This is a genomic window from Nocardia sp. IFM 10818 (assembly GCF_054655275.1).
Genome location: NZ_BAAHJH010000001.1, coordinates 5748749 through 5770730, shown reverse-complemented (window position 1 = coordinate 5770730; position 21982 = coordinate 5748749). Strand labels below are relative to the sequence as shown.

The following is a 21982-nucleotide window of genomic DNA, read 5'->3' as shown; positions in this document are numbered from 1 at the left end:
GGAGATTCACATGTCCAACGTTGCCTTCGTGACCGGTTCGGCCCGCGGCATCGGCGCCGCCACCGCGGCCCGGCTGGCCGCCGACGGCTTCACCGTCGCCGTCGCCGATCTCGACGAGGCCGCCTGCAAGGACACCGTCGACGCCATTGTCGCCGCCGGCGGCAAGGCCATCGCGGTGGGCTGCAATGTCACCGACGAGGCCCAGGTCGACGCCGCCATCGACAATGTCGCCGCGGAACTGGGTTCGATCGACGTGCTGGTCAACAATGCCGGCGTACTGCGGGACAACCTGCTGTTCAAGATGTCCGCCGACGACTGGGACATCGTCATGAACGTGCACCTCAAGGGCGCGTTCCTGTGCAGCCGCGCCGCCCAGCGGCACATGGTGAAGCAGAAGTCCGGCAAGATCGTGAACACCTCCAGCGTCTCCGCGCTGGGCAGCCGCGGCCAGGCCAACTACTCCGCCGCCAAGATGGGCATTCAGGGCTTCACCCGCACCCTCGCCATCGAACTCGGCCCCTACGGCATCAATGTCAATGCCGTCGCCCCCGGCTTCATCGTCACCGAGATGACCGATGCCACCGCCGCCCGGGTCGGCGTCAGCCCGGAGGAATTCCGCACCAAGGCCGCCGAGATCACCCCGCTGCGCCGCGTCGGCAAGCCCGAGGACATCGCCAACGTGGTCTCCTTCCTGGTCTCCGCCGACGCCTCCTTCGTCACCGGCCAGACCATCTACGTCGACGGCGGCCGCCGGCTCTGACCGGGAGCGTTCCATGATCGACTTCACCGACTTCGACGCCCTGCGCGCCGCCGTCGGCACCGAAATCGGTGTCAGCGACTGGATCACCATCGACCAGGACCGCATCGACCGGTTCGCCGAGGCCACCGGCGACCATCAGTGGATCCATGTCGACCGGGAGCGGGCGGCGGCGGGGCCCTACGGCCGCACCATCGCGCACGGGTTCCTCACCCTGTCGCTGATGGTGCCGCTGACCGCGCAGGTCGCGACGGTCAGCTGCGCGCGCATGGCAATCAACTACGGGCTCAACAAGGTTCGCTTCATCAACCCGGTCCCGGTCGGCAGTCGCCTGCGTGCCCGGGTCGAACTGACCGCGGTGACCGATGTCCGCGGCGGCGTGCAGGCCGAGCGTAAGGTCACCCTCGAGGTCGAGATCGACGGCGAAGCCCGAATCGCCTGTGTCGCCGAGAGCCTCGCTCGCTACTTGGCCTGAGGATTCTCCGCGTCATTCCGGCGTGCTTTTGGCCGGAATCCACAGGACGGTGTGGATCCCGGCCAAAAACATGCCGGGATGACGGGTGGGACTTCGGTCTGCGCGCTTACTCGCCGGGGCCGAACGGTTCTGCGGACAGCGGCGTGTGATCGGGAGTCATGGTGGCCACCACCGAGATTCCGGCCGCGTGGAAATTGCTCAGCGCGCGGGCGATGTGATCGGCGGAGGTAATGAGAATCGCCGTGTGCGTGCCGATGGCCGCCATCAGCTGTGCCGAGAACGCGGCGTTCTGGACCGTCGAATTCGCTTGCGTCTCGGTGAAGATGCGATGCGCCTCGATACCGCGCTCGATCAGCCAGTCGGCCATGGCCTGGGCTTCGGTAATGCCATTGACCGGATTGCCGCCGGTCACGATGACCGGGGCGGCGGGGGAGAGCAGCGCCGAGACGTACCCGGCGTAGAGGCGGTTGACGAGTTCGGGGCGCATCTCGCCATCGTCTTCGAGGCCGTAGCCGAGGACCACGATGGCGGTTTTCGGGCTGAAGAGGGCGGGCAGGTCCAGGCCGGGGAGCCGGAAGGTGGTGACCGAGTTGATCATCGACATCACCTCGGTGGTGATGCCCTCCACCGGGCTCACGGGTTCGGCGTGCGCGGGGGCGGCGCCGAGGGCCAGGACGGTGACGGTGGCGCCCACCAGCAGTGTGCGCGCGGCGAATCGGGCGGTGTTTCGAGTGAAGTGGCGGAGGGCGGGAACGGCCGGATACGGAGCGGGCATTGGAAACCCCCTGACAATCACGCACTGAAGGCGTGATGTTTCACAATCTTGCTCCCTCATGATCACTCGTGGCCTACCGGCCGGTACAGGAATTCGGAAAAGATGTCGCCGCCGGAGAATCGAGTGGCGGACTCGGTCTATCGGGCTGTTGTCCAGGTCGGATCGGCGGGGACGGCGTACGGCGGACGGTGATCACTTAGAGTTGGGCGCATGATTACCGCGATCGTGCTGATCCACGCCGAGTCCGACCGGATTCCTGAGACCGCCCAGGAATTGGCCGATATCGACGGTGTGGGCGAGGTGTATTCGTGCGCGGGGGACGTGGATCTGATCGCCATCGTGAAGGTGCGCGACCACGAGGAGATCGCCAAGGTGGTGACCGGGCGGATCAACAAGACCAAGGGCGTGGTGCGCACCGACACGCACATCGCGTTCAAGTCGTACTCGCGCGCGGATGTCGAGGCCGGCTTCTCGATCGGCGAGTAGCCGGTCGGCCGGTCGTCAGGGCGCCATGACCGACGCGCCGTAGAAGGTGTTCGTCGAACCCTGGTCGACCGTGCCGGTGGCGTCACCCTGGCAGTCGGCGTGGGTGTAGACGGTGACCGCGCCGGAGGTGTCGTTGTGGATCTCCAGGTTCATGCCCTGGGGAACGACATTGACGCAGCCCGAGGGGTCCACCCAGTCCATGCCGTTGACCGTGATGGTGCCGGGCGCGGCGGCCGCGGGCGCGGCCAGCGTGATCGCCAGGGTGAGCAGGCCGGGCAGGATCAGTCCGTATCGCTTCACGCTGTACTCCCTAGGTTGAGGGAAACTGCCTGATCAGAGCCGAAACTGTGGCGCGGAGGTCAGTATCCCACCCGGGGAGAGTGAACCGGCCGCCCGGTATGCCCGGCGGCCGGTCGAGCGGTCAGTCCGAGCCGAGCTCGTTGGTGAGGGCGGCCCAGCGGTCGAGCAGGTCGGCGGCCGCACCGGTGTCGATGGCGGCGGCGACGCGTTCGAGGGCGGCGCCCAGCTTGTCGTGGATATCGCCGGCCACCTGCTCGGGGACCAGTTCGAAGGCGACGACCGCGGCGGCGGAATTGAGCAGCACCGCGTCCCGGACCGGGCCGGGCTCGCCGGCCAGCATATTGCGGGCGATCACGGCGTTCATGGCCGCGTCGCCGCCCTGCAGGGCGGCGGGCTCGACCCGCTCGATGCCGAGTTTGGTTGGGTCGATGGTGGTTTCGTAGCGTTGCCCGCCACACACCACCCAGGCGTCGGTGGTGCTGGCGGTGGTGATCTCGTCCAGGCCGTCATTGCCGCGCACGATCAGGGCGGAGGCCCCGCGATCGGTGAACGCGCCCGCGATCACCGGCAGCAGGTCGGCGAAGGCGCAGCCGATGAGACCCGCCTTGGGCTGGGCCGGATTGGTCAGCGGGCCGAGGATATTGAAGACCGTCGGGATGCCGATCTCACTGCGGGCGGGACCGGCGAAACGCAGCGACGGGTGGAAGACCGGCGCGAAACAGAAGCCGATGCCCAGCTGCCGCACGCATTCGGCGACCGATTCGGGGCCCAGGGCGATCTTCACGCCCAGCGCCTCCAGCACATCCGCGCCGCCGCTCTTGGAGGAGGCCGCGCGGTTGCCGTGCTTGACCACGGGAATCCCGGTGGCGGCCACCACGATCGAGGACATGGTGGAGATGTTCACGGTGCCGGAACGGTCACCGCCGGTGCCGACGATATCCACGGCCGCGCCGTCGTAGCGCACCCGGCGGGCGTGCGAGAGCATCCCGGAGGCCAGGCCCGCCAGCTCGGTGGGGGTCGGGCCCTTCATCTTCATGGCGACGCCGAATGCCGCGATCTGCGCCGACGTGGCGTTATCGGTGAAGATCTCGTTCATGGCCCACGCGGCCTCGTCCTCGGACAGTCCCTTGCCGTCGGTGAGGATGCCGAGGATTTCCCTCCAGCTGCGCGCGCCCATGATTCTTCTCTTTCGTATCGGCCCAACTCGGGGACTCTCAGGGGCTTCGCCCCCGAACCCCCGCGGACTCGTGATTGTCCTTACGCCGGTGTTATCGGACAAGCCTAGTGCGGAGCAACGATTTCTTGTCCCCTAGTTATAGCGGCCCGGGTTGCAGCGCCTCCCAGCCGAGCGCGTCGCCGTCGTGCCGCTGGGCCAGGCCCGCCATGCGCGAGCGCTCCTGCGAACAGTGCAGGGCGTCCAGCAGTTGCACTCGATGCAAGATCAGCAGGGCCGGGTCGGATTCATCCACTGAGCTGGTCTGATAGCCATCCTGCGCGGCAATGATTTGCACCGCATTCACCTGCGCCGCAGGTACACGCAGGTGATGGCGCAGCACCGCCGGCTCACCCTCGATCCACCCATCGGCCCTGGCCAAGGCGGCCGAACAGGCTTCGGCGTCATCGAAACTCGACGCCACCACCACCAGATCGCCACGCCCGGGATCCAGTTCCCTTGGCGCGGTGCGCCGCCGCAGCCGCCGCCACCACGATGTCGCTTCCATAGTCGCCTCCACAGCGGCTCAGCATTCTCTTACCTGGGCAATCTAGGCTGCTCCGTGACACGCCGGGCCCCCGGCGAGAGGCCCGCTCGCCCTGCGGTTTCCGACACGAACGACGAAGTTTCGTACCCGGCTACTCCTGTCGTACTACGACAAGTCATACTTACCGGCGTGACGACCGCAGTAGGGACCCCAGGATCGGCCATTACTCAGCGTGTGCACTCGCTGAACCGGCCCAACATGGTCAGCGTCGGTACCATCATCTGGCTGTCGAGCGAGCTGATGTTCTTCGCCGGCCTGTTCGCCATGTACTTCGTCGCTCGCGCGCAGGCCCATGGCAACTGGCCGCCGGAGCCGACCGAGCTGAACATGAAGCTCGCCGTACCGGTGACCGCCGTGCTGGTCGCATCCTCCTTCACCTGCCAGATGGGCGTCTTCGCCGCGGAGAAGGGTGATGTCTTCGGCCTGCGCCGCTGGTACTTCATCACCCTGCTCATGGGCACGTTCTTCGTGCTCGGCCAGGGTTACGAGTACTACAACCTCGTGCACGAGGGCACCTCGATCTCCTCCAGCGTGTACGGCTCGGTGTTCTACATCACCACCGGCTTTCACGGCCTGCACGTCATCGGCGGTCTCATCGCCTTCGTGTTCCTGCTGATCCGCACCACGCTCAGCAAGTTCACCCCGGCCCAGGCCACCGCGGCGATCGTCGTCTCCTACTACTGGCACTTCGTCGACATCGTCTGGATCGGGCTCTTCGCCACGATCTACTTCGTCCGCTAGCCCGGACCGCCGAGGCCCAGCCCGCCGCCGGCGCCCAAACTCTTGTACAAGTCGGTTCCGTCTACTCCAAAGGGACACAGATGAGTTCATCTCCCCCGTCAGTGCCCGATCCCGAAGGGATCGGCAAGGCCACCAAGACGCGCAAGCAGCGCCGCCTGCGTCGGCGTTTCGCCGGGGCAATGGTTCTCCTGATGGGCCTCGTCGGAGCCGGCTTCGCGGCCGCCGCCCTGACTCCGCAGGCGCAGGTCGCCACGGCGAACCAGGACGAGTCCGCGCTGATCCGCGAGGGCAAGCAGATCTACGACACCTCCTGCGTCACCTGCCACGGCGCCAACCTGCAGGGCGTCCAGGATCGCGGCCCCAGCCTGATCGGCGTCGGTGAGGCGGCGGTCTACTTCCAGGTGTCCTCGGGTCGTATGCCGGCCGTCCGCAACGAAGCGCAGATCATGCGCAAGCCCCCGAAGTTCGACGCCCACCAGACCGATGCCCTCGGCGCCTACATCCAGTCTCAGGGCGGCGGTCCGACCGTGGTGCGCGACGCCAATGGCGAGATCGCGCAGGAGTCCCTCATCGAGGGCGCAGATCTGGGCCGCGGCGGCGAGCTGTTCCGCATGAACTGCGCGTCCTGCCACAACTTCACCGGCAAGGGCGGCGCGCTGTCCTCCGGTAAGTTCGCCCCGCCGCTGGAGCCGGCGAGCGAGCAGCAGATCTACCTGGCCATGCTCACCGGCCCGCAGAACATGCCGAAGTTCTCCGACCGGCAGCTGACGCCGGAGGAGAAGAAGGACATCGTCGCCTACATCAAGGACCGGATGGAGACCAAGTCCGAGGGCGGCTGGGGCCTGGGTGGTTTCGGTCCCGCCACCGAGGGTCTCGCGGTCTGGCTGGTCGGCATCGTGGCACTGGTCGGTTCGGCCATGTGGATCGGTTCCCGGTCATGAGCGAACAGGAGCTTAAGAAGATGGGGGACAGCCCCAACCCGGACAACCTCACCGAGGAGCAGCTCGACGCCATGTCGCGCGACGAGCTCGTCAAGCTCGGCACCGAGCTCGACGGCGTGGACGTCGCCTACCGCGCGCCGCGCTGGCCGATTCCGGGCACCCGGGCCGAGAAGCGGGCCGAGCGTCAGGTGGCGATGTGGTTCGGCATCTCCGCGCTCGCGGCCGCCGCGCTCATCGGCGTGTTCCTGTTCTGGCCCTGGGAGTACAAGGGCCGCGGTGAGGACGGCAACGCCGCCTACACGCTGACCACCCCGCTGTACGGCCTCACCCTGGGAATCTCGGTGCTGGCCATCGGCATTGCCGTGGTGCTGATCCGCAAGAAGTTCATCCCGGCCGAGATCTCCATCCAGGACCGCCACGACGGCAAGTCCTCCGAGACCAACCGCCGCACCCTGGTCGCCGAGCTGACCGACGCGCTGGACACCTCCACGCTGGGCCGCCGCAAGCTGATCACCCGCACCGCGGGCCTGGGCGCCGGCCTGCTCGGCGTCGGCGCGCTGTTCGTATTCGTCGGCGGCATGGTCAAGAACCCGTGGGCCAAGGGCGACAAGTCGCCGCTGTGGGTCTCCGGCTGGACCCCGGACTACCCGGGCCAGACCATCTACCTGCGCCGCGACACCGGCCGCCCCGAGGACATCGTCCTGGTGCGCCCGGAGGATCTCGACGCCGGCGCGATGGAAACCGTCTTCCCCTGGAAGGAAGAGTGGCGCGGCGACGAGCACGCGACCTTCCAGTCGCTGCGCGGTATCCGCAACGCGGTCATGCTGATCCGCCTGCGGACCGAGGATGCCGAGAAGGCCATCAAGCGCAAGGGCCAGGAGAGCTTCAACTACGGCGACTACTTCGCCTACTCGAAGATCTGCACCCACCTGGGCTGCCCCACCTCGCTGTTCGAGCAGCAGACCAACCGGATCCTCTGCCCCTGCCACCAGTCGCAGTTCCTCGCGACCGAATGGGGTAAGCCGGTCTTCGGTCCCGCCGCTCGCGCGCTGCCGCAGCTGCCGATCACCGTCAACGCCGAGGGCTACCTGGTAGCCGTACACGACTTCATCGAGCCCCTCGGCCCGGCCTTCTGGGAGCGTCGTTCATGAGCCCTAGCAAAGCGGCCGCACAGGCCAACGAGATCGACGAGCGGTACCACGCCGCGGCGTTCGTGAAGCGGTCGATCAACAAGGTCTTCCCGACCCACTGGTCGTTCCTGCTCGGTGAGATCGCGCTGTACTGCTTCATCATCCTGCTGCTGTCGGGTGTGTACCTGACGCTGTACTTCGACCCCTCCATGTCGGAGACCGTCTACCAGGGCGCCTACCAGCCCCTGCGCGGCGTGACCATGTCGAAGGCGTACGAGACCGCGCTGAACATCTCCTTCGAGGTGCGCGGCGGCCTGTTCGTGCGCCAGGTGCACCACTGGGCGGCGCTGCTGTTCGCGGCGTCGATCATCATCCACCTGTTCCGCATCTTCTTCACCGGCGCGTTCCGCAAGCCGCGTGAGGCGAACTGGGTGATCGGCTCGCTGCTGCTCATCCTGGCCATGTTCGAGGGCTTCTTCGGTTACTCGCTGCCGGACGACCTGCTCTCCGGTACCGGTCTGCGCGCGGCCTTCTCGGGCATCACCATCGGTGTTCCGGTGGTGGGCACCTGGATTCACTGGCTCATGTTCGGCGGTGACTTCCCGGGCACGATCATCATCCCGCGCCTGTACATCGCGCACGTGCTGCTCTTCCCGGGCATCATGCTGGCGCTCATCGCGGCGCATGTGGCGATCGTCTGGTACCAGAAGCACACCCAGTTCCCCGGTCCGGGCCGCAAGGAAACCAATGTGGTGGGCGCCCGCATCGTGCCGGTGTTCGCCGCCGACCAGGGTGCGTTCTTCGCCTTCACCCTCGGCGTCATCGCCATGATGGGCGGCGTGCTGCAGATCAACCCGATCTGGAACCTGGGTCCCTACAACCCGTCTCAGGTCTCCGCGGGCTCGCAGCCGGACTTCTACATGATGTGGACCGACGGCATGGCGCGCCTCATGCCGCCGTGGGAGCTCTACCTGGGCCGCTACACGGTTCCGGCCGTGTTCTGGGTGGCGCTCATCATGGGCCTGGTCTTCACCGTCCTGATCGCCTACCCGTGGATCGAGAAGAAGCTCACCGGCGACGACGCCCGGCACAACCTGCTGCAGCGTCCGCGCGACGTGCCGGTCCGGACGGCCATCGGCGCCATGTCGATCGCCTTCTACCTGGTGCTGACCCTGGCCTGCGTCAACGACATCATCGCGCTGAAGTTCTCGATCTCGCTGAACGCGACGACCTGGTTCTTCCGCATCGCGCTGCTCGTCGCCCCGCCGCTCGCGTATTTCGTGGCCTACCGCTTCTGCATCGGCCTGCAGCGCAGCGACCGCGCGGTGCTCGAGCACGGCGTCGAGACCGGTGTCATCAAGCGCCTGCCGCACGGTGAGTACATCGAGGTGCACCAGCCCCTCGGCCCGGTCGACTCGCACGGCCACCCGATCCCGCTGGAGTACCAGGGCGCCCCGGTGCCCAAGAAGATGTCCAAGCTGGGCTCGGCCGGCAAGCCCGGCTCCGGCTCATTCCTCCGGGCCGACCCGCCCACCGAGGTCGAGCAGAACGCCGAACTCGCCCACAAGGAAGAGCACGACATGCTCGCCGCCCTGGAAGCCGCCCAGGACAGCGGAGCAGGCAAGCACAGCCACTGATAGTGGTCCGTCACACGGGAAGGCCCCGAGTCGAATACGACTCGGGGCCTTCCCCGTTCCAGCCAAACGGCATCGGGGCCGTTGCCACAGTGGTCGTGTGCTATCCGGCCTGCAATGATGTGAGGTATGAGCGCTCCCGACGAGCACGACGAACTGCACCTGACAGCCGAGGAATTCGCTGACGGTGCGGCAGCCGAACTCGGCGATATCGAGATCGTGGACGGGCGTGTCGTGCGGCTGATGGCCCAGAGCCGATTGCATAGCCGGGTGGTAAGGCGGCTGGCCGGCTTATTGGAGGCGGCGCGCCGTTCAGGCGGGCCATGCATGGTGGTGGATTCCGATGTCGCCGCGCGGTTCGCCGATGCCGAGTCCGCGGCAGCGGATCGGCGATTGAACATCCGCTACCCCGACATCTGGATTCGAGACTGCGAGCCGTACGAGGTCAACACGGTCCGAGATCACATCCTGCTGGTGGTGGAGGTGACCTCCGAGTCGACGATCGATACCGACATCACGGATAAGCGAATCCAGTACGCGACGGCGGGGATTCCTCGTTACCTCATCGTTCGGTTGGATCAGAAGGAAGAACGGATCGAGGAGATCGAGGAATACCGCCTCGACTGGTCCGGTCGCCGGTACCGCGCGCACACCGTACATCGGCGGGTGTTGTTGCTCGATGAGCCTGTCGAAGCGACCATCCCTTTCGACATCCTGGAACAGGAATAGCTGAATCCGTTAGCGCCGCTGCGTGCGGGCGAGCGCGGCCTCGTACTGGGGGCGGTCGAACACGAAGGAGCCGAGCGCCGAGAGTCCCAATCCCGGTGGCCATTGCGGAAATCGCGCCACACCACGGTTTCCGAGGTCAGTTCCAGCTGTGCGAGCAGTGGCCAGCATCCGCCGACTCCGCAGTTGCAGCCGAGCACCATCAGCTCGCCCTCGCCGACCCATGTCTCGGCGGGATCACCCAGGAAATGCCGGCTCGGCCAGGCGGTATCGGTGGCGCTCAATCCCTCGTAGTCACCCGCGATGTCCGGGCTGCCCTCGGCGGTGGCGAGGGGCAACTCGATCGGCCGCACGTTGCATCGCCGACTAGCTGAGGAGCACACCAACTTTCGTGCTCTGGTCGACCGCATTCGTCAGGAGCTCGCCGCCGAACTCCTGGACCTGGGCCTCACGGTCGAAGCCGTCTCCCGCCGCCTCGGCTACGCCGACACCGCCGCCCTCACCCACGCCCACCACCGCTGGCACGGCCATCCGCCCACGCGCCGCCACGACATCGACAGGTAGGCGTGATTCCGATCCGCTCGGTGCGTCCGCTATCGGAGGTCCGATTGCGCCGCTGCGGCGGCTTCGGCACGCTCCAGCCAGGCCAGCCATGAGCCCGCTCCGAGCCGCGGTTCGTGATAGCCGTCGGTCGTGCGGACGATTCGGGTGCCGGGCTGTTCGAGCCAGCGGACGAGGAGGCCGGCTTCTTCGGGGAGGGCGCCGTGTAGTGGGGGATAGGGGGATTCGTCGTTCGGGGTGGGGGTGGTGAGGCGGGGTGGGATGACGGTTTCGGCGGAGGCGGCGAGGCGGTCTACGACGGCCATGGGGGAGATGCCTCGGGGGGCGGTGCCGGCGGCGGCGAGGTGGGCGTGGCGGATGACCGCGAACTGCCAGCCACCGGCGCCGTCGGGGTGGGCAGCTATCAGTTCGGGGATGCGGGCGAGAGCGGTGAGGCGTTGGGTGCGGCGCAGGGCGCGGACGACGGTGATGGTGCGATCGCGGAGGCGGGCGGCGGCCTCGAAATGTTCTGCGGTGGAGTGCGATTCGATTCGATCCACCATGGTGTGGAGGATCGCGCCGGAGCTTCCGGAGAACAAGGCGCGGACCGCTTCGGGGGCCGGTGCGTATTCCTTTATATATAGGGGGCTGTTTTGGGCGGCTGCGGGGCAACCGCCGACTATGGCGGGCCGGCAATCGTGGTGGCCGGTTCTGGGGATACGGGTGGTGCAGGTGCGGAGGCCGGAGTGATCGGCGATGGTGGCGGCGATCTCCTGGGCGTCGGTGCGGGAGGCGAAGGGGCCCAGGCAATCGCGGGTGGGGGTGCGGGAGACGGCGAAGCGGGGGAAGGGCTCGTCGGTGAGGGTGAGCCACCAGGCGCGCTGGGGGAATTTGGAGCGGCGGTTGTAGGGCGGGGTGTGCGCGAGGAGCAGGCGGAGTTCGCGGACGCCGGCCTCGAGGGCATGGGAGCACTCGACGTGGTCGACGCGGGTTGCCAGCTGGACCATTTCGCGCATGCGCGGGCGGGTGTCGGAGCCGGTGAAGTACGTGCGGACGCGGCGGCGGAGGTTGACCGCGGTGCCGATGTAGAGGACCTCGTCGGAGGGGCCGCGGAAGAGGTAGACGCCGGGGGTGGACGGGAGGTCCGCGGCCATCACGCGTTTGGCGCGCTGGCGGCGGGTGACCTCGGGGAGGTAGTCCATGAGCTCGGTGAGACTGTGCACGCCCTGATTGCCCACGCGGGCGATGAGGGCGTGCAGGACGTCCACGGTGGCGCGGGCATCGTCGAGGGCGCGGTGGGTGGGGCGGGTTTCCGCGCCGAGGAGTTCGGCCAGGAAGGACAGCCGCGCCGAGGGCGCCTCGTCCTTGCCGAGGACGCGGCGGGCCAGCTGGACGGTGCACAGCACCTGGAAGGCGGGCCAGGGCAGCTCGCAACGGGTCGCGGCGGCGCGCAGGAAGCCCATATCGAAGCGGGCGTTGTGCGCGACCAGGACGGCGCCCGAGGCGAACTCCAGGAATCCGGGCAGCACCTGCTCGATGCGCGGGGCGTCGTAGACCATGGCGGTGGTGATGCCGGTGATCTGGACGACCTGCGGGGGGATCGACCGGCCGGGATTGATCAGGGTGGCGAACTCGCCGAGCACCTCGCCGCCGCGCACCTTGACCGCGCCGATCTCGGTAATGGCGTCGCCGTCGGGGCTCGTACCAGTGGTTTCGAGGTCGACGACCACGAACGTCGTGTCGTAGAGCGGTGTTTCGAGTTCGTCGAAGGCCAGCTGTCCGGACACGGGCACCAAGCGTAGGCCGGGGGTACGACACTCAGGATGCGATCAGCTACCCGTGCTAGGGGCCTGGACGCCCTACCTGCGCATATGGCCCGAAATGCTCCGAATCAGCTGCGTGCCAATACAATTCCGAACCGGTGAAATGTCTGAATTTCCCCTCGAGCTTCTCGAGATGAAATCCCCGAATTGCGCAAATATGCGCCTTTGTGACCAGGGTCACACTAATTCATTTCGCGCATGAATTTCGGGCGACGGGCCGGTTGGTCCGCGGCGGCTTGGCGGGGATGCTGCGTCGCTATCACGCGGTCGGGCGCGTCGCGCATCGGCGTGGCGTCCGCCCAGGTCATGGCGTCGGGCTCTGACCTGCTGTTATGCCGTATCCCTCCTGTAAGGAGGGGCTTTTCGGGCGCCTTCACTACCCGTGGGTAGCGGCTCGGACGCTCCCGGAAAAACGATCACAGTTATCGTTTCGTGATTGCTGTGACTTTTATCGCACCGGAATGGTGACTGCTAACAATTTCGAGCTGCCGAACGTTGGTCGCGGCTTTACAAGCCACCGTTATGTGCTCGTAATCTTCCTGAGACCTCGCGGAGTCCGACCCACCAAACCGGTGCGGCGTCGCGGGGCAGATTGGAAGTTCCTCACCATGAGCAACACCGTCAAGCGACAGGTCCGGGGCATGCAGCGCGGTGCGCAGCGGGCCGTCGCGGCCGGAGCCGTCGGCGCTGCCACGCTGAGCGCGCTGCTGCTGCCCGCCGCACCCGCATCGGCGCAGCCGGTGACCATTCCCGGCGTCGGCACCTTCGAGGTGCCGGACCAGATCCAGCTCCCCGCCGGCATTCCCGGTGTCCCGGAATCGCTTCCGGTGCAGATCCCGGCCATCCCGGGCGTCGAGACCCCGGGCGCTCCCGCGCCGGCCCCGCAGGTGGATGTCCACCAGCAGGCCGTCGACGCCGCCCTGAGCCGCGTCGGCTCGCCGTACGTCTACGGCGCCACCGGCCCCAACGCCTTCGACTGCTCCGGCCTGATGCAGTGGTCCTACGCCCAGGCGGGCGTGAGCATTCCGCGTACCAGCTACGAGCAGCTCAATTCCGGCACCCCGGTGTCGATGGATCAGCTGCAGCCCGGCGACATCGTGTCGTTCTACGGCGGCGGCCACTCCGGCATGTACGTCGGCAACGGCGAGGTCGTGCACGCGTCCACCTCCGGCCAGCCGGTCCAGGTCGCGCCGATCTCCTCGATGCCGTTCGCGGGCGCCGTGCGCGTCTGATACGACCTCCGCAGGTCGCTGACCTGCGAGTGAAGCGGCGACCGTAATGATTCCGTGTCCTACTGGACATCAGCGGTCGCCGTTTCGTAATCTGTTCGAGACCTTCCTTTCCAGCTCGGGGCAAGAGAACGGGACACAGCCAACGGTGGCAGCGCATCAGGTGTATCGCACGAAACGACTGGTGGGTGGGGCACTCGCGGTAGGGGCCATCATGATCGGCTCCTACGGCATCGGACCCGCGACCGCCGACCCGGTCGCCGCACCGGCGACAGCCGGGGAAGCGGTGCAGCGACTCATGGACCTGTCGCGGGCCTCCGAACAGCTCAACCAGCAGGCGCTCAACGCCCAGATCGATCTGGACAACAAGATCGCCGCGGCGCAGGCCGCGCACCAGGTGGCCGTGGACGCCGCCGGCGTGCTCACCGCCGCCCGCGCCGAGATCGACCGCTTCCGCCCGGCCATCGACCGCGCCGCCACCTCCGCCCTGCTCTCCGGCCGCACCAACCGCCTCACCTCGCTGCTGGTCAGCAGTTCGCCGCAGCAGCTGCTGGATCAGATGTCCATCGTGGACCTGGTCGGCGCGCGCACGAATGATCAACTGAGCCAATACAAACAGGCCAGTGACGCGGCCGCCGCCGCCGAAGCCACCGCCCGCACCGCCGCGGACGCGGCCCAGGCCGCCAGCGCGGCCGCCGACGCGCTGCGCACCGACCTCGAACACAAGCGCGCCGAATTGCAGGGCTCCATTGCCGGCGTGGTCGCCGCCTGGGGCCAGCTATCGGCCGGCGACAAGGCCGCCCTGGCCGGATCGGCCTTCCCGCCCGGCTTCGACAGCGAGACCCTGCTGCGCGGCCTCGTCCCCGGCAGCGGCACCAGCGCCCTGGCCGCCGGGCTCACCCGCATCGGCGACCCGTATGTCTGGGGCGCGACCGGCCCCGACCAGTTCGACTGCTCCGGTCTCGTGCAGTGGGCGTTCAAACAGGTCGGCAAGAGCGTGCCGCGCACCAGCCAGCAGCAGTCGAATTTCGGTACCCCGGTCTCGCAGAACGATTTGCAGCCCGGCGATGTCGTCTTCTTCTATCCCGAGGTGTCGCACGTGGGCATCTACGCCGGCAACGGCCTGATGTTGCACGCCTCGACCTTCGGCGTTCCCGTGCAGGTCGCGCCGATGGGATCCACCCCGTTCCACTCGGCGCGACGGTACTGATCCGGCCGATGTCAGTGGCCAGGGCCGGAGGAGGGAAGCGTGCGAACCACGCCCGCTCCGCCGCTGCTCGCACGACCCCAGCCGCCACGACGCGGTGCGCACGGAGGAGGCAGTCTTGCGTAACCGAATAGCGCCGCCGTCGCCGCTCTCGTGCACGGGCGGTCCCGGCGGACCGGGAGGTCGCGAAGACCGCCGGTGCGACCGCGTAGGGTTCGCACTCGTGCCGAACCGAGCCCCGATGCACCCGGCGAGCCCGCGATGAGCGCGCTGCGGCAGGTGCGCGGCTGGCTGGCGGCCAAGCGCCGATTCCAGTTCTGCCTCACCGTGGCCATGGTGGCCGCTCTGACCGCCGCCTGCGGCGCCCTGCTCATGGTGCCCAATTCGGTGCTGCCGAAGATTCGGGCGGTGGTTCCGGGTAGCGACACCAGCGCCCTGAACGCCTCGGATCCGCAGGTCGCCAAGCTGCACCACGTCATGGACTCCTACGGCAAGGTGGTCGCCGAGCCGGTGGCGACCGGCGCCGGAAAGGTCGGCATCGTCCTCGGACATCCGGCCCGCCAGCACGATATCGACATCCTTTCGAGCGAACTCGCCTCCGCGACACTGGCGGTCAGCTCGTTGTGGGGGACCGATTGGTCGCAGGCCCCGGTTGTGGTCGTCGCCTCCGGCCCCGCCGAATTCGCCGCCCTCACCAACTCCACCGATCTGGTCCCGGCCGAGGTCGCCGCCTCCACGGTGTCCGACGCCTTCCACCCGGGCGCTCGGCCCACCGGCCAGCGCGTCGTCTTCGGCCCCGAAGCGGGTCGCCGTCTCGGCGCGGAGGGGTTGAAATCGGTGCTCCGCCACGAACTCACCCACATTGCCGCCCGCGCGGTCACCGTGGACGGCTCGCCGCAGTGGATGCTCGAGGGCTTCGCCGAGTACTCCGCGCACCGCGGGGCCCACCGCCCGATCGCCGACATCGCCCCCGCCCTCACCACCCGGGCCCGCGCCGGCAACCTTCCCGCAGACCTGCCCGCCGACGCGCTCTTCGAACCCGCCAGCGGCGAAGCGGCCGCCGCCTACGAACAGGCGTGGTCGGCCTGCGCCTTCATCGCCGACCGCTTCGGCGAACCGAAACTGGTCACCCTCTACCGGCAGCTGGCCACCGGCCCGAAGGACCGGCCCGCCACCGACACCCTGCTCCGGGAGACTCTCGGCACCGATTACCGGACGTTGCTCACCGACTGGCGGGCCTGGATCACCAGCCGTACCACCGAGGGCGCCTGAGCAACCTCGACGACCTCGCCGTCGTTGTCATACGCGCGCCCGGCGAACCGGGGTTCCTCGGCGGTGCGCGCGCCGACCGCGACGAGGCCGGCGGGGCGGGGATCCATCGTGCGCACCCCGCGCCGCCAGCGCGGGTCGTTGCCGTAGTCGGCGAGCAGGGCCCACACCTGGCCGGTCGATCCGTTCCTCGGCGAACATCTCGATCATCGGCTCGCCAAGGTGCGGCCCTCGCGCTGGCTGCCATAGAACTCGATCTCGGCACGTTCCGCGACGCGCTGGACGAGGTGTTGATCACCGAGGTGATCGGGCTGGTCGAGACCGCGGCGCGGGCGCATCCGCCGGCCTGCTCGGCCGCGACGGCGGCCGGCTACCGGATGTGCCCGTGCCGTTCCCGTGAGGCGGGGTGCAGTAGGTTTGGGGCATGGGGCGAACTCTGCTGGTTACCAATGATTTCCCGCCGCGACCGGGAGGTATCCAGTCCTATCTGCATGCGTTGGCCATGCAGTTGCCGCCGGATGAGCTGGTGGTCTACGCGCCGCGGTGGCGGGGGGATTCGCACTGGAAGTTCGATGCCGAGCAGCCGTTTCAGGTGGTGCGGCATCCGACCACATTGATGCTGCCCACGCCGCTCGTGCTGCGGCGGGCGGCGAAGCTGCTGCGGGACGAACAGTGCGATCGGGTGTGGTTCGGGGCGGCGGCGCCGCTGGCCCTGATGTCACCGCTGCTGCGCAAGGCGGGGGCCGAGCGCATCGTGGCGTCGACGCACGGGCACGAGGTGGGATGGTCGATGCTGCCGGGCGCGCGGCAGGCCCTGCGGGTGATCGGGGACAACACCGATGTGGTCACCTACGTCAGCAAGTACACGCGGCGGCGGTTCTCGGCGGCGTTCGGGGCGCAGGCCGCGCTCGAATACCTGCCGCCCGCCGTGGATTCCGAGGTGTTCAAGCCGGATCCGGCGGCGCGGGCCGAGCTGCGAGAACGGTACGGGCTGGGGGATCGGCCCACGATTCTGTGCCTATCGCGGCTGGTGCCGCGCAAGGGGCAGGACATGCTGATCATGGCCATGCCGGAGATTCGCAAACGCGTCGACGGCGCGGTGCTGGTGATCGCGGGCGGCGGGCCGTACGAGCAGAAGCTGCACCAGCTCGCCGAGGCCCTGGGCGTCACCGATGATGTCGTCTTCACCGGGCGCGTGCCGTCGCAGGAGCTGGCCGCCCACCACACCCTCGCCGATGTCTTCGCCATGCCCTGCCGCACCCGCGGTTTCGGCTTGGACGTCGAGGGTCTCGGCATCGTCTATCTGGAGGCCTCCGCCTCCGGTGTGCCGGTGGTGGCGGGCAATTCGGGCGGCGCGCCCGAGACGGTCAAGGAAGGCGAGACCGGCCGGGTCGTCAACGGCCGCTCGGTCGCGCAGATCACCGACGCCATCGCCGACATCCTCGCCGACCGCGATGCCGCCGCTCGCATGGGCGAAGCCGGCCGCGCCTGGGTGCAGCAGCAGTGGCGCTGGGACCGGATGGGCGCGCGGCTGCGGGAACTGCTGGATACGAACGTGCGATCGAGTCGTGACGCACTCTGAGCTAGGCTCAGCCGCGTGAGCAGTATCCAGGTTGCCGACCAGACCTTCGTCGCCGCGCCCGGCTCGGCCGTCGGCGAATTGCTGGCAGATCGTGCCCGCTGGAAGTCCTGGTGGCCGGATCTGCAACTCAGCGTGCGGGAGGACCGGGCCGACAAGGGAATTCGCTGGACCGTCAGCGGACCCGTGAACGGCACCATGGAGGTGTGGCTGGAGCCCATGCTGGACGGGGTCATCCTGCACTACTTCATGCACGCCGAACCGCAGGGCCCGGAACGCATGTCGGTGCGCGACCTGATGGCCGCCAACCGGGCCCGCCGCGTCGCCGGCAAGAAGATGTCCTTCGAGGTGAAGGCCCGTCTGGAGGCCGGTCGCAAGGCCGGCGTCGCACCCGCCGCGCGGTAGCCGTATTCGCCGTCATCGGCTGCACCCTCTGCGCCTAGGAAAGGAAGCGTTGGCACCCATGGCCGATCGCACTCAACGGTCGATCGTGATCGACGCCCCCTCGGATCGAGTGATGGCCGTCATCGCAGACCTGGAGTCGTATCCGGAATGGGTCGCCGCGGCCCGCTCGGTCGAAGTCGTCGACAAGTATCCCGACGGCCGCGCCCGCACCGCGCGATTCGTCCTCGACGCCGGAGTGGTGAAGGACACCTACACGCTCGCCTACACCTGGCGTCCCGACGGCAAGGCCGTCAGCTGGACCCTGGTCAGCGGTGATCTGCAGAAGGCGCAGGACGGCACCTACGAACTCATCGCGCTGTCCGACGGCACCACCCAGGTGGTCTACGAGTTGACGGTGGACCTGAACATCCCCATGATCGGCATGTTCAAACGCAAGGCCGAGAAGGTCATCACCGATACGGCCCTCAAGGAACTCAAGAAACGGGTCGAAGGCTGACCACGAGCACGACCGGTCGCCCGGCGCGGCCGACCACCCGCGTGGAATTGTTCGTCGGCAAGGGCGGGGTGGGCAAGACGACGCTGGCCTGCGCGACGGCGCTGGCCTACGCGCGCTCCGGGCAAAAGGTGCTGCTCGCCTCCCTGGACCAGGCCCATTCCCTCGGCGACGCACTGGGATTCCGCTTCCGCCACGAGCCGGGCGCCGCGCCCGCCGTGGCGAAGGTGCAGCCCTTCCTCGATGTGATCGAGGTGGATTCCCTTGCGCTGCTGGAGAACCGCTTCCGCCAGCTGGCGATCATGCTCTCCGGCTCCGGCCACGAGCACGGATTCGACCTGGGCGCACTGGATCCCGCCGAACTGACCGGCCTGCCCGGCGTGCAGGAAATCCTGGCGCTGCTGGAGATCACCGACTTCGCCGACGGCGGCCAGTGGGACGTCATCGTCCTGGACTGCCCGCCCTCGGCCGATATGCTCCGCATCATCACCGCCCCCGGCACCGTGCTGGGTTACCTGGACCGCGTCTGGCCCGAACACTCCCGCGCCCTGACCGCCGGCGGCCTCGACTTCCGCCGCGCCGTCCTCGCGGTCACCGTCCAGGAGATCGTCGCCGCCATCTCGAAGGCCCGCGACCTCCTCGCCGATCACTCCCGCACCGGCGCCCGCCTGGTCACCGCCCCCGAACACGTCGCCATCGCCGAATCGGCCCGCGTCCGCTCGGCCGCCGCCCTGCTGGGCCTGCGCTTGGACGCGGTACTGGTCAACAAGGTCCTTCCGGAAATGCCCGGACCCAAAGATTCCGGAGCGCCACACGACACCCGGCCGCCCGATCCGGCCGCACCGCACGGCATCGCCGAAGAAGCGCGAGGCCGCGGCCCGTTCGGGCCTCCGGTGGGTCAGGAAACCCCGGCTCGGCCCGAGTTCGGTCTGTCCGATGACGCGCGAGATCCCGCCTCGGTCCGTGCCGTTGGCCAGGACTATGGGGCTGCGGCGCCCGGCGGCCCGGGTGCGCCCTATGGATCGGGACCAGCCGCGACCGCCGCACCGCGCACTGCGCAGGCGTCGTACGGGCCGCGTGAACCCCGACGCCCCGCGGCGTCGAACCCCGCCGCTGCGCTCTTCGGTTCGGATGCGCCGGACCCTTTCGCGCCGTCGACCGTCGCGGTGGCGCCGCCGCATCCCGCGGTGCAGTGGTACTGCAACCGGCGTGCCGAGCAGCTGGCCGTGGTGGCGGAACTGCGCAAGCGGATGAGCGATGTGCCGGTGCAGGTCGTCGGCCATACCGGCCCCGAACCGGTGGGGCTCGGCGCGCTGGAGACGCTGAGTTACGCGGTCGACGCGAGTGGTGACTGGGTGGGACAGCGACCTGTACCTATGCTTGGCTCAGATGCGGACGGTGTGCTGTCCACTCCTGGAACGGGTATTGCGGAGCCGGTGGTGCGGCTCGAATCCGGGACGGGCGTGCATTCGGTGTTCGCCATGCGCATGCATCTACCCGTGGTCGATCCGTCGACCCTGCAGCTGGGACGAGTGGAGGACGATTTGATCGTGGGAGCGGACGGGGTCCGGCGACGGCTGCGGCTGGCGCCGGTATTGCGGCGGTGCACGGTCGAGGCCGCCGAACTCGACGGCGACCAGCTGGTGATCCGATTCCGGCCCGATCCGAAGGTATGGCCGAAATGACCACCTCCCACGACCGGCCGCGCGCCGGGCATCCGGACGAGAATCTCAAGGAGCTCGCCGAGGAGCTGCGGCTGCTCGCCGAGGCCGTCCTCGAACGCGTCGAACCGGTGCTGCGCCGCACCGCCGCCGACGGCCGCGTGAACTGGGACAGCTGCAGCTGGTGCCCGGTCTGCGCCGCGGCCGCGGTGGTGCGCGGGGAGCACCACGATGTGGTCGCCGCCATCGCCGACCACGGCACCGCCATTGTCACGGTGCTGCGCGAGGCCCTCGCTGGCGTCCCGGTCGAACCGGTCGTACCACCGGATCTCGATCCCGAATCGCCGGAATACCATGCCTGGCAACACTATTCGACGCACCTCGGGGACGAGCCCGGAATGCGTGAAGATGCCTTCGGCGATGATCCGGCAGGGCAGGGCGGCGGATCCGGCGATGCGCGAACCGGCGACGAATCGGACTCGCGCGGTGCGGATTCCGGCGAATCCGCGTCCCGCGGCGCGTCGGGTTCCCGCCGCGGCGCGGGCCTCGGCGGCGGCGCGGGAGCAGGCGGTGCCGGCTTGTTCGCCCGATTCGTCGCGGGCATGCGGGGCGAATCGCACGCACACGATGACGCGCCGGGTCGGGGCGGCGTACCGGGCTCGGCCGATACTCCGGCCTCGGGTGGCGAGTCCGCCACCGGCGGTGCTTCGGGCTCGGGCGGCCCCTCGGCTACCGGCAGCGGTCCGGCCACCAGGGGTGCTTCGGGGTCGGGCGCCATGCCGGCGACCGGCAGCGGTGTGGCCGACGGCGGTTCGCCCGGCACATCGGCGTCCGGCGACACGCCGCCTCCGGGCGGGGTGCGCGACGACGGCGAGGCCGATCCGCTCGGGCGCGGTCCGGGCACGGCGCGGCGGCCCGGCAGTCAGCCACCCGGGCGCGGCGGGCGATCCGGCGGACAGGGGGCGCGATCCGGGTACGTCCCCATCACTGTGACGATCAAGGCATGAGGGGCGGTGGACAGGTGCCGCTGACCGTGGGAATCGATGTGGGCGGCACCAATATTCGTGCGTCCGTGGTCGACGGGTCGGGCGAGGTGCTCGATACCGTGACCGCGCCGACGCCGCAGTCGGCGCGCGCTCTGGAGGACTGCCTGGCGCGCACCGTGCGGGAGCTGTGCGGGCGGCACGCCATCGGCGCGGTCGGCCTGGCGGTGGCCGGATTCGTGGACGAGGACCGCGCCACGGTGCGGTTCGCCCCGCATCTGCCGTGGGAGGACGCGCCGGTGGCGCAGCGGCTCACCGATCGGCTCGGGCTGCCGGTGATCCTCGAGCACGACGCCAATGCCGCCATGTGGGCCGAATACCGGTTCGGCGCCGCGGCCGGCGGGCGCAATGTGGTGCTGGTGGCCATCGGCACCGGCATCGGGGCGGCTTTACTGGCCAATGGGCAGCTGTATCGCGGCAGCTTCGGCGTGGCGCCGGAACTCGGGCATCTGCAGGTGGTGCCGCAGGGGCGGCCGTGCGCCTGCGGGAAGCGCGGCTGCTGGGAAAGGTACTGCAGCGGAACCGCTCTGGTGGACACCGCGCTGGAGATGCTGGCCACCGATCCGCAGCGGTCGACGGTGCTGGCGCGCGAGGCCGGCCGCGATCCGGGTTCGCTCACCGGGCGGCGGGTCGCGGGCGCGGCGCAGGACGGCGATCTGGTGGCCCTGGACGTGCTGGCCGATTTCGCGCGCTGGCTCGGGCTCGGGCTGGCCTTCGTCAGCGATATCTTCGATCCGGACCTGATCGTCGTCGCGGGCGGTGTGAGCACTTCGGCCCCACTGTTTCTCGATGACGCGCGCGAGCACTACGCGGCGTCGATCACCGGCGCGCGGCATCGGCGGCTGGCGCGCATTCGCACCGCGCAGCTCGGTGAGGCGGCGGGCATGATCGGCGCGGCCGAACTCGCGCGGGCGGCGCTCGTGGCCCAGCACGAGGCCGTGCCGGTCGCACCGGCGCGCCGGTGACATTCCACACCCCCAGCGGTTGGTTCCCGCAACGTCACAGCGG

At 68.8% G+C, this 21982-nt stretch carries 24 protein-coding genes; 18 read left to right on the top strand and 6 right to left on the bottom strand.

Going from position 1 to position 21982, the window contains the following annotated elements:
• Positions 1-10: 10 nt before the first annotated feature.
• Together fabG and ACYQ5L_RS26895 are read left to right on the top strand one after the other, a co-directional pair.
• Positions 11-760 carry a 3-oxoacyl-ACP reductase FabG gene (gene fabG, locus ACYQ5L_RS26900; RefSeq protein WP_459961048.1) on the top strand — a complete coding sequence of 250 codons (750 nt, stop codon included), beginning with the start codon at positions 11-13 and terminating at the stop codon, positions 758-760.
• 13 nt (positions 761-773) lie between these two features.
• Positions 774-1232, top strand: coding sequence for a MaoC family dehydratase (locus ACYQ5L_RS26895; protein WP_459961047.1), 459 nt, complete (start codon positions 774-776; stop codon positions 1230-1232).
• Positions 1233-1338: 106 nt separating this feature from the next.
• On the opposite strand, the gene ACYQ5L_RS26890 is transcribed toward ACYQ5L_RS26895, so the two are convergent.
• Positions 1339-2007, bottom strand: coding sequence for a YdcF family protein (locus tag ACYQ5L_RS26890; protein ID WP_459961046.1), 669 nt, complete (start codon positions 2005-2007; stop codon positions 1339-1341).
• Between the two features lie 210 nt (positions 2008-2217).
• Here ACYQ5L_RS26890 and ACYQ5L_RS26885 point away from each other — a divergent pair, with 210 nt between their 5' ends.
• Positions 2218-2493 (top strand): Lrp/AsnC family transcriptional regulator, encoded by a 276-nt coding sequence (locus tag ACYQ5L_RS26885; protein ID WP_379203680.1) that lies wholly within the window; start codon positions 2218-2220, stop codon positions 2491-2493.
• Between the two features lie 15 nt (positions 2494-2508).
• Here ACYQ5L_RS26885 and ACYQ5L_RS26880 read toward each other — a convergent pair whose 3' ends face one another.
• From ACYQ5L_RS26880 to ACYQ5L_RS26870, 3 genes are all read right to left on the bottom strand, one after another.
• Positions 2509-2793 (bottom strand): hypothetical protein, encoded by a 285-nt coding sequence (locus ACYQ5L_RS26880; RefSeq protein WP_459961045.1) that lies wholly within the window; start codon positions 2791-2793, stop codon positions 2509-2511.
• 121 nt (positions 2794-2914) lie between these two features.
• Positions 2915-3970, bottom strand: coding sequence for an anthranilate phosphoribosyltransferase (gene trpD, locus ACYQ5L_RS26875; protein ID WP_459961044.1), 1056 nt, complete (start codon positions 3968-3970; stop codon positions 2915-2917).
• Positions 3971-4106: 136 nt separating this feature from the next.
• Complete coding sequence (locus tag ACYQ5L_RS26870; protein ID WP_459961043.1) at positions 4107-4514, bottom strand: hypothetical protein; 408 nt, start codon at positions 4512-4514, stop codon at positions 4107-4109.
• A 168-nt stretch (positions 4515-4682) separates the two neighbouring features.
• Here ACYQ5L_RS26870 and ctaE point away from each other — a divergent pair, with 168 nt between their 5' ends.
• The 6 genes from ctaE to ACYQ5L_RS26840 all read left to right on the top strand — a co-directional run bounded on the left by ctaE (position 4683) and on the right by ACYQ5L_RS26840 (position 10289).
• Positions 4683-5294 (top strand): aa3-type cytochrome oxidase subunit III, encoded by a 612-nt coding sequence (ctaE, locus tag ACYQ5L_RS26865; protein WP_459961042.1) that lies wholly within the window; start codon positions 4683-4685, stop codon positions 5292-5294.
• Between the two features lie 80 nt (positions 5295-5374).
• A complete protein-coding gene (gene qcrC / locus ACYQ5L_RS26860) occupies positions 5375-6235 on the top strand; it encodes a cytochrome bc1 complex diheme cytochrome c subunit (protein WP_459961041.1) in 861 nt (286 codons plus the stop codon).
• Positions 6232-7386 carry a cytochrome bc1 complex Rieske iron-sulfur subunit gene (qcrA, locus tag ACYQ5L_RS26855; protein WP_379203691.1) on the top strand — a complete coding sequence of 385 codons (1155 nt, stop codon included), beginning with the start codon at positions 6232-6234 and terminating at the stop codon, positions 7384-7386. Before qcrC ends, qcrA begins: the two co-directional genes overlap by 4 nt.
• Positions 7383-9002, top strand: a complete 1620-nt coding sequence (gene qcrB / locus ACYQ5L_RS26850) for a cytochrome bc1 complex cytochrome b subunit (RefSeq protein WP_459961040.1) — start codon at positions 7383-7385, stop codon at positions 9000-9002. The genes qcrA and qcrB overlap by 4 nt, the downstream gene beginning before the upstream one ends.
• A gap of 126 nt (positions 9003-9128) precedes the next feature.
• Entirely contained in the window at positions 9129-9728 is a 600-nt protein-coding gene (locus ACYQ5L_RS26845) for a Uma2 family endonuclease (RefSeq protein WP_459961039.1), read from the top strand.
• 300 nt (positions 9729-10028) lie between these two features.
• Positions 10029-10289: a helix-turn-helix domain-containing protein gene (locus tag ACYQ5L_RS26840; protein WP_459961038.1), complete on the top strand. Its 261-nt coding sequence runs from the start codon at positions 10029-10031 to the stop codon at positions 10287-10289.
• A 29-nt stretch (positions 10290-10318) separates the two neighbouring features.
• On the opposite strand, the gene ACYQ5L_RS26835 is transcribed toward ACYQ5L_RS26840, so the two are convergent.
• Positions 10319-12052, bottom strand: a complete 1734-nt coding sequence (locus tag ACYQ5L_RS26835) for a DEDD exonuclease domain-containing protein (RefSeq protein ID WP_459961037.1) — start codon at positions 12050-12052, stop codon at positions 10319-10321.
• A 644-nt stretch (positions 12053-12696) separates the two neighbouring features.
• Between ACYQ5L_RS26835 and ACYQ5L_RS26830 the strand changes: the two genes are divergently transcribed.
• The 3 genes from ACYQ5L_RS26830 (at position 12697) to ACYQ5L_RS26820 (ending at position 15796) form a co-directional block, all read left to right on the top strand.
• Positions 12697-13320: a C40 family peptidase gene (locus tag ACYQ5L_RS26830; protein ID WP_459961036.1), complete on the top strand. Its 624-nt coding sequence runs from the start codon at positions 12697-12699 to the stop codon at positions 13318-13320.
• Between the two features lie 145 nt (positions 13321-13465).
• Complete coding sequence (locus tag ACYQ5L_RS26825; RefSeq protein ID WP_459961035.1) at positions 13466-14527, top strand: NlpC/P60 family protein; 1062 nt, start codon at positions 13466-13468, stop codon at positions 14525-14527.
• A gap of 258 nt (positions 14528-14785) precedes the next feature.
• A complete protein-coding gene (locus tag ACYQ5L_RS26820; RefSeq protein WP_459961034.1) occupies positions 14786-15796 on the top strand; it encodes a hypothetical protein in 1011 nt (336 codons plus the stop codon).
• Here ACYQ5L_RS26820 and ACYQ5L_RS26815 read toward each other — a convergent pair.
• A complete protein-coding gene (locus ACYQ5L_RS26815; protein WP_459961033.1) occupies positions 15733-15963 on the bottom strand; it encodes an SRPBCC family protein in 231 nt (76 codons plus the stop codon). The genes ACYQ5L_RS26820 and ACYQ5L_RS26815 overlap by 64 nt on opposite strands.
• A gap of 254 nt (positions 15964-16217) precedes the next feature.
• Between ACYQ5L_RS26815 and ACYQ5L_RS26810 the strand changes: the two genes are divergently transcribed.
• The 6 genes from ACYQ5L_RS26810 to ACYQ5L_RS26785 are packed head-to-tail and all read left to right on the top strand — an operon-like array spanning position 16218 to position 21939.
• Positions 16218-17375: a glycosyltransferase family 4 protein gene (locus ACYQ5L_RS26810; protein ID WP_459961032.1), complete on the top strand. Its 1158-nt coding sequence runs from the start codon at positions 16218-16220 to the stop codon at positions 17373-17375.
• A 15-nt stretch (positions 17376-17390) separates the two neighbouring features.
• On the top strand, positions 17391-17777 hold the full coding sequence (locus tag ACYQ5L_RS26805) for a polyketide cyclase / dehydrase and lipid transport (protein ID WP_459961031.1): 387 nt from the start codon (positions 17391-17393) through the stop codon (positions 17775-17777).
• 58 nt (positions 17778-17835) lie between these two features.
• Positions 17836-18273, top strand: coding sequence for an SRPBCC family protein (locus tag ACYQ5L_RS26800; RefSeq protein WP_459961030.1), 438 nt, complete (start codon positions 17836-17838; stop codon positions 18271-18273).
• Positions 18274-18314: 41 nt separating this feature from the next.
• Positions 18315-19955, top strand: a complete 1641-nt coding sequence (locus tag ACYQ5L_RS26795; RefSeq protein ID WP_459961029.1) for an ArsA family ATPase — start codon at positions 18315-18317, stop codon at positions 19953-19955.
• On the top strand, positions 19952-20938 hold the full coding sequence (locus tag ACYQ5L_RS26790) for a hypothetical protein (RefSeq protein ID WP_459961028.1): 987 nt from the start codon (positions 19952-19954) through the stop codon (positions 20936-20938). Before ACYQ5L_RS26795 ends, ACYQ5L_RS26790 begins: the two co-directional genes overlap by 4 nt.
• Positions 20935-21939: an ROK family glucokinase gene (locus ACYQ5L_RS26785; RefSeq protein WP_459961027.1), complete on the top strand. Its 1005-nt coding sequence runs from the start codon at positions 20935-20937 to the stop codon at positions 21937-21939. Before ACYQ5L_RS26790 ends, ACYQ5L_RS26785 begins: the two co-directional genes overlap by 4 nt.
• The last annotated feature ends 43 nt before the right edge of the window (positions 21940-21982 follow it).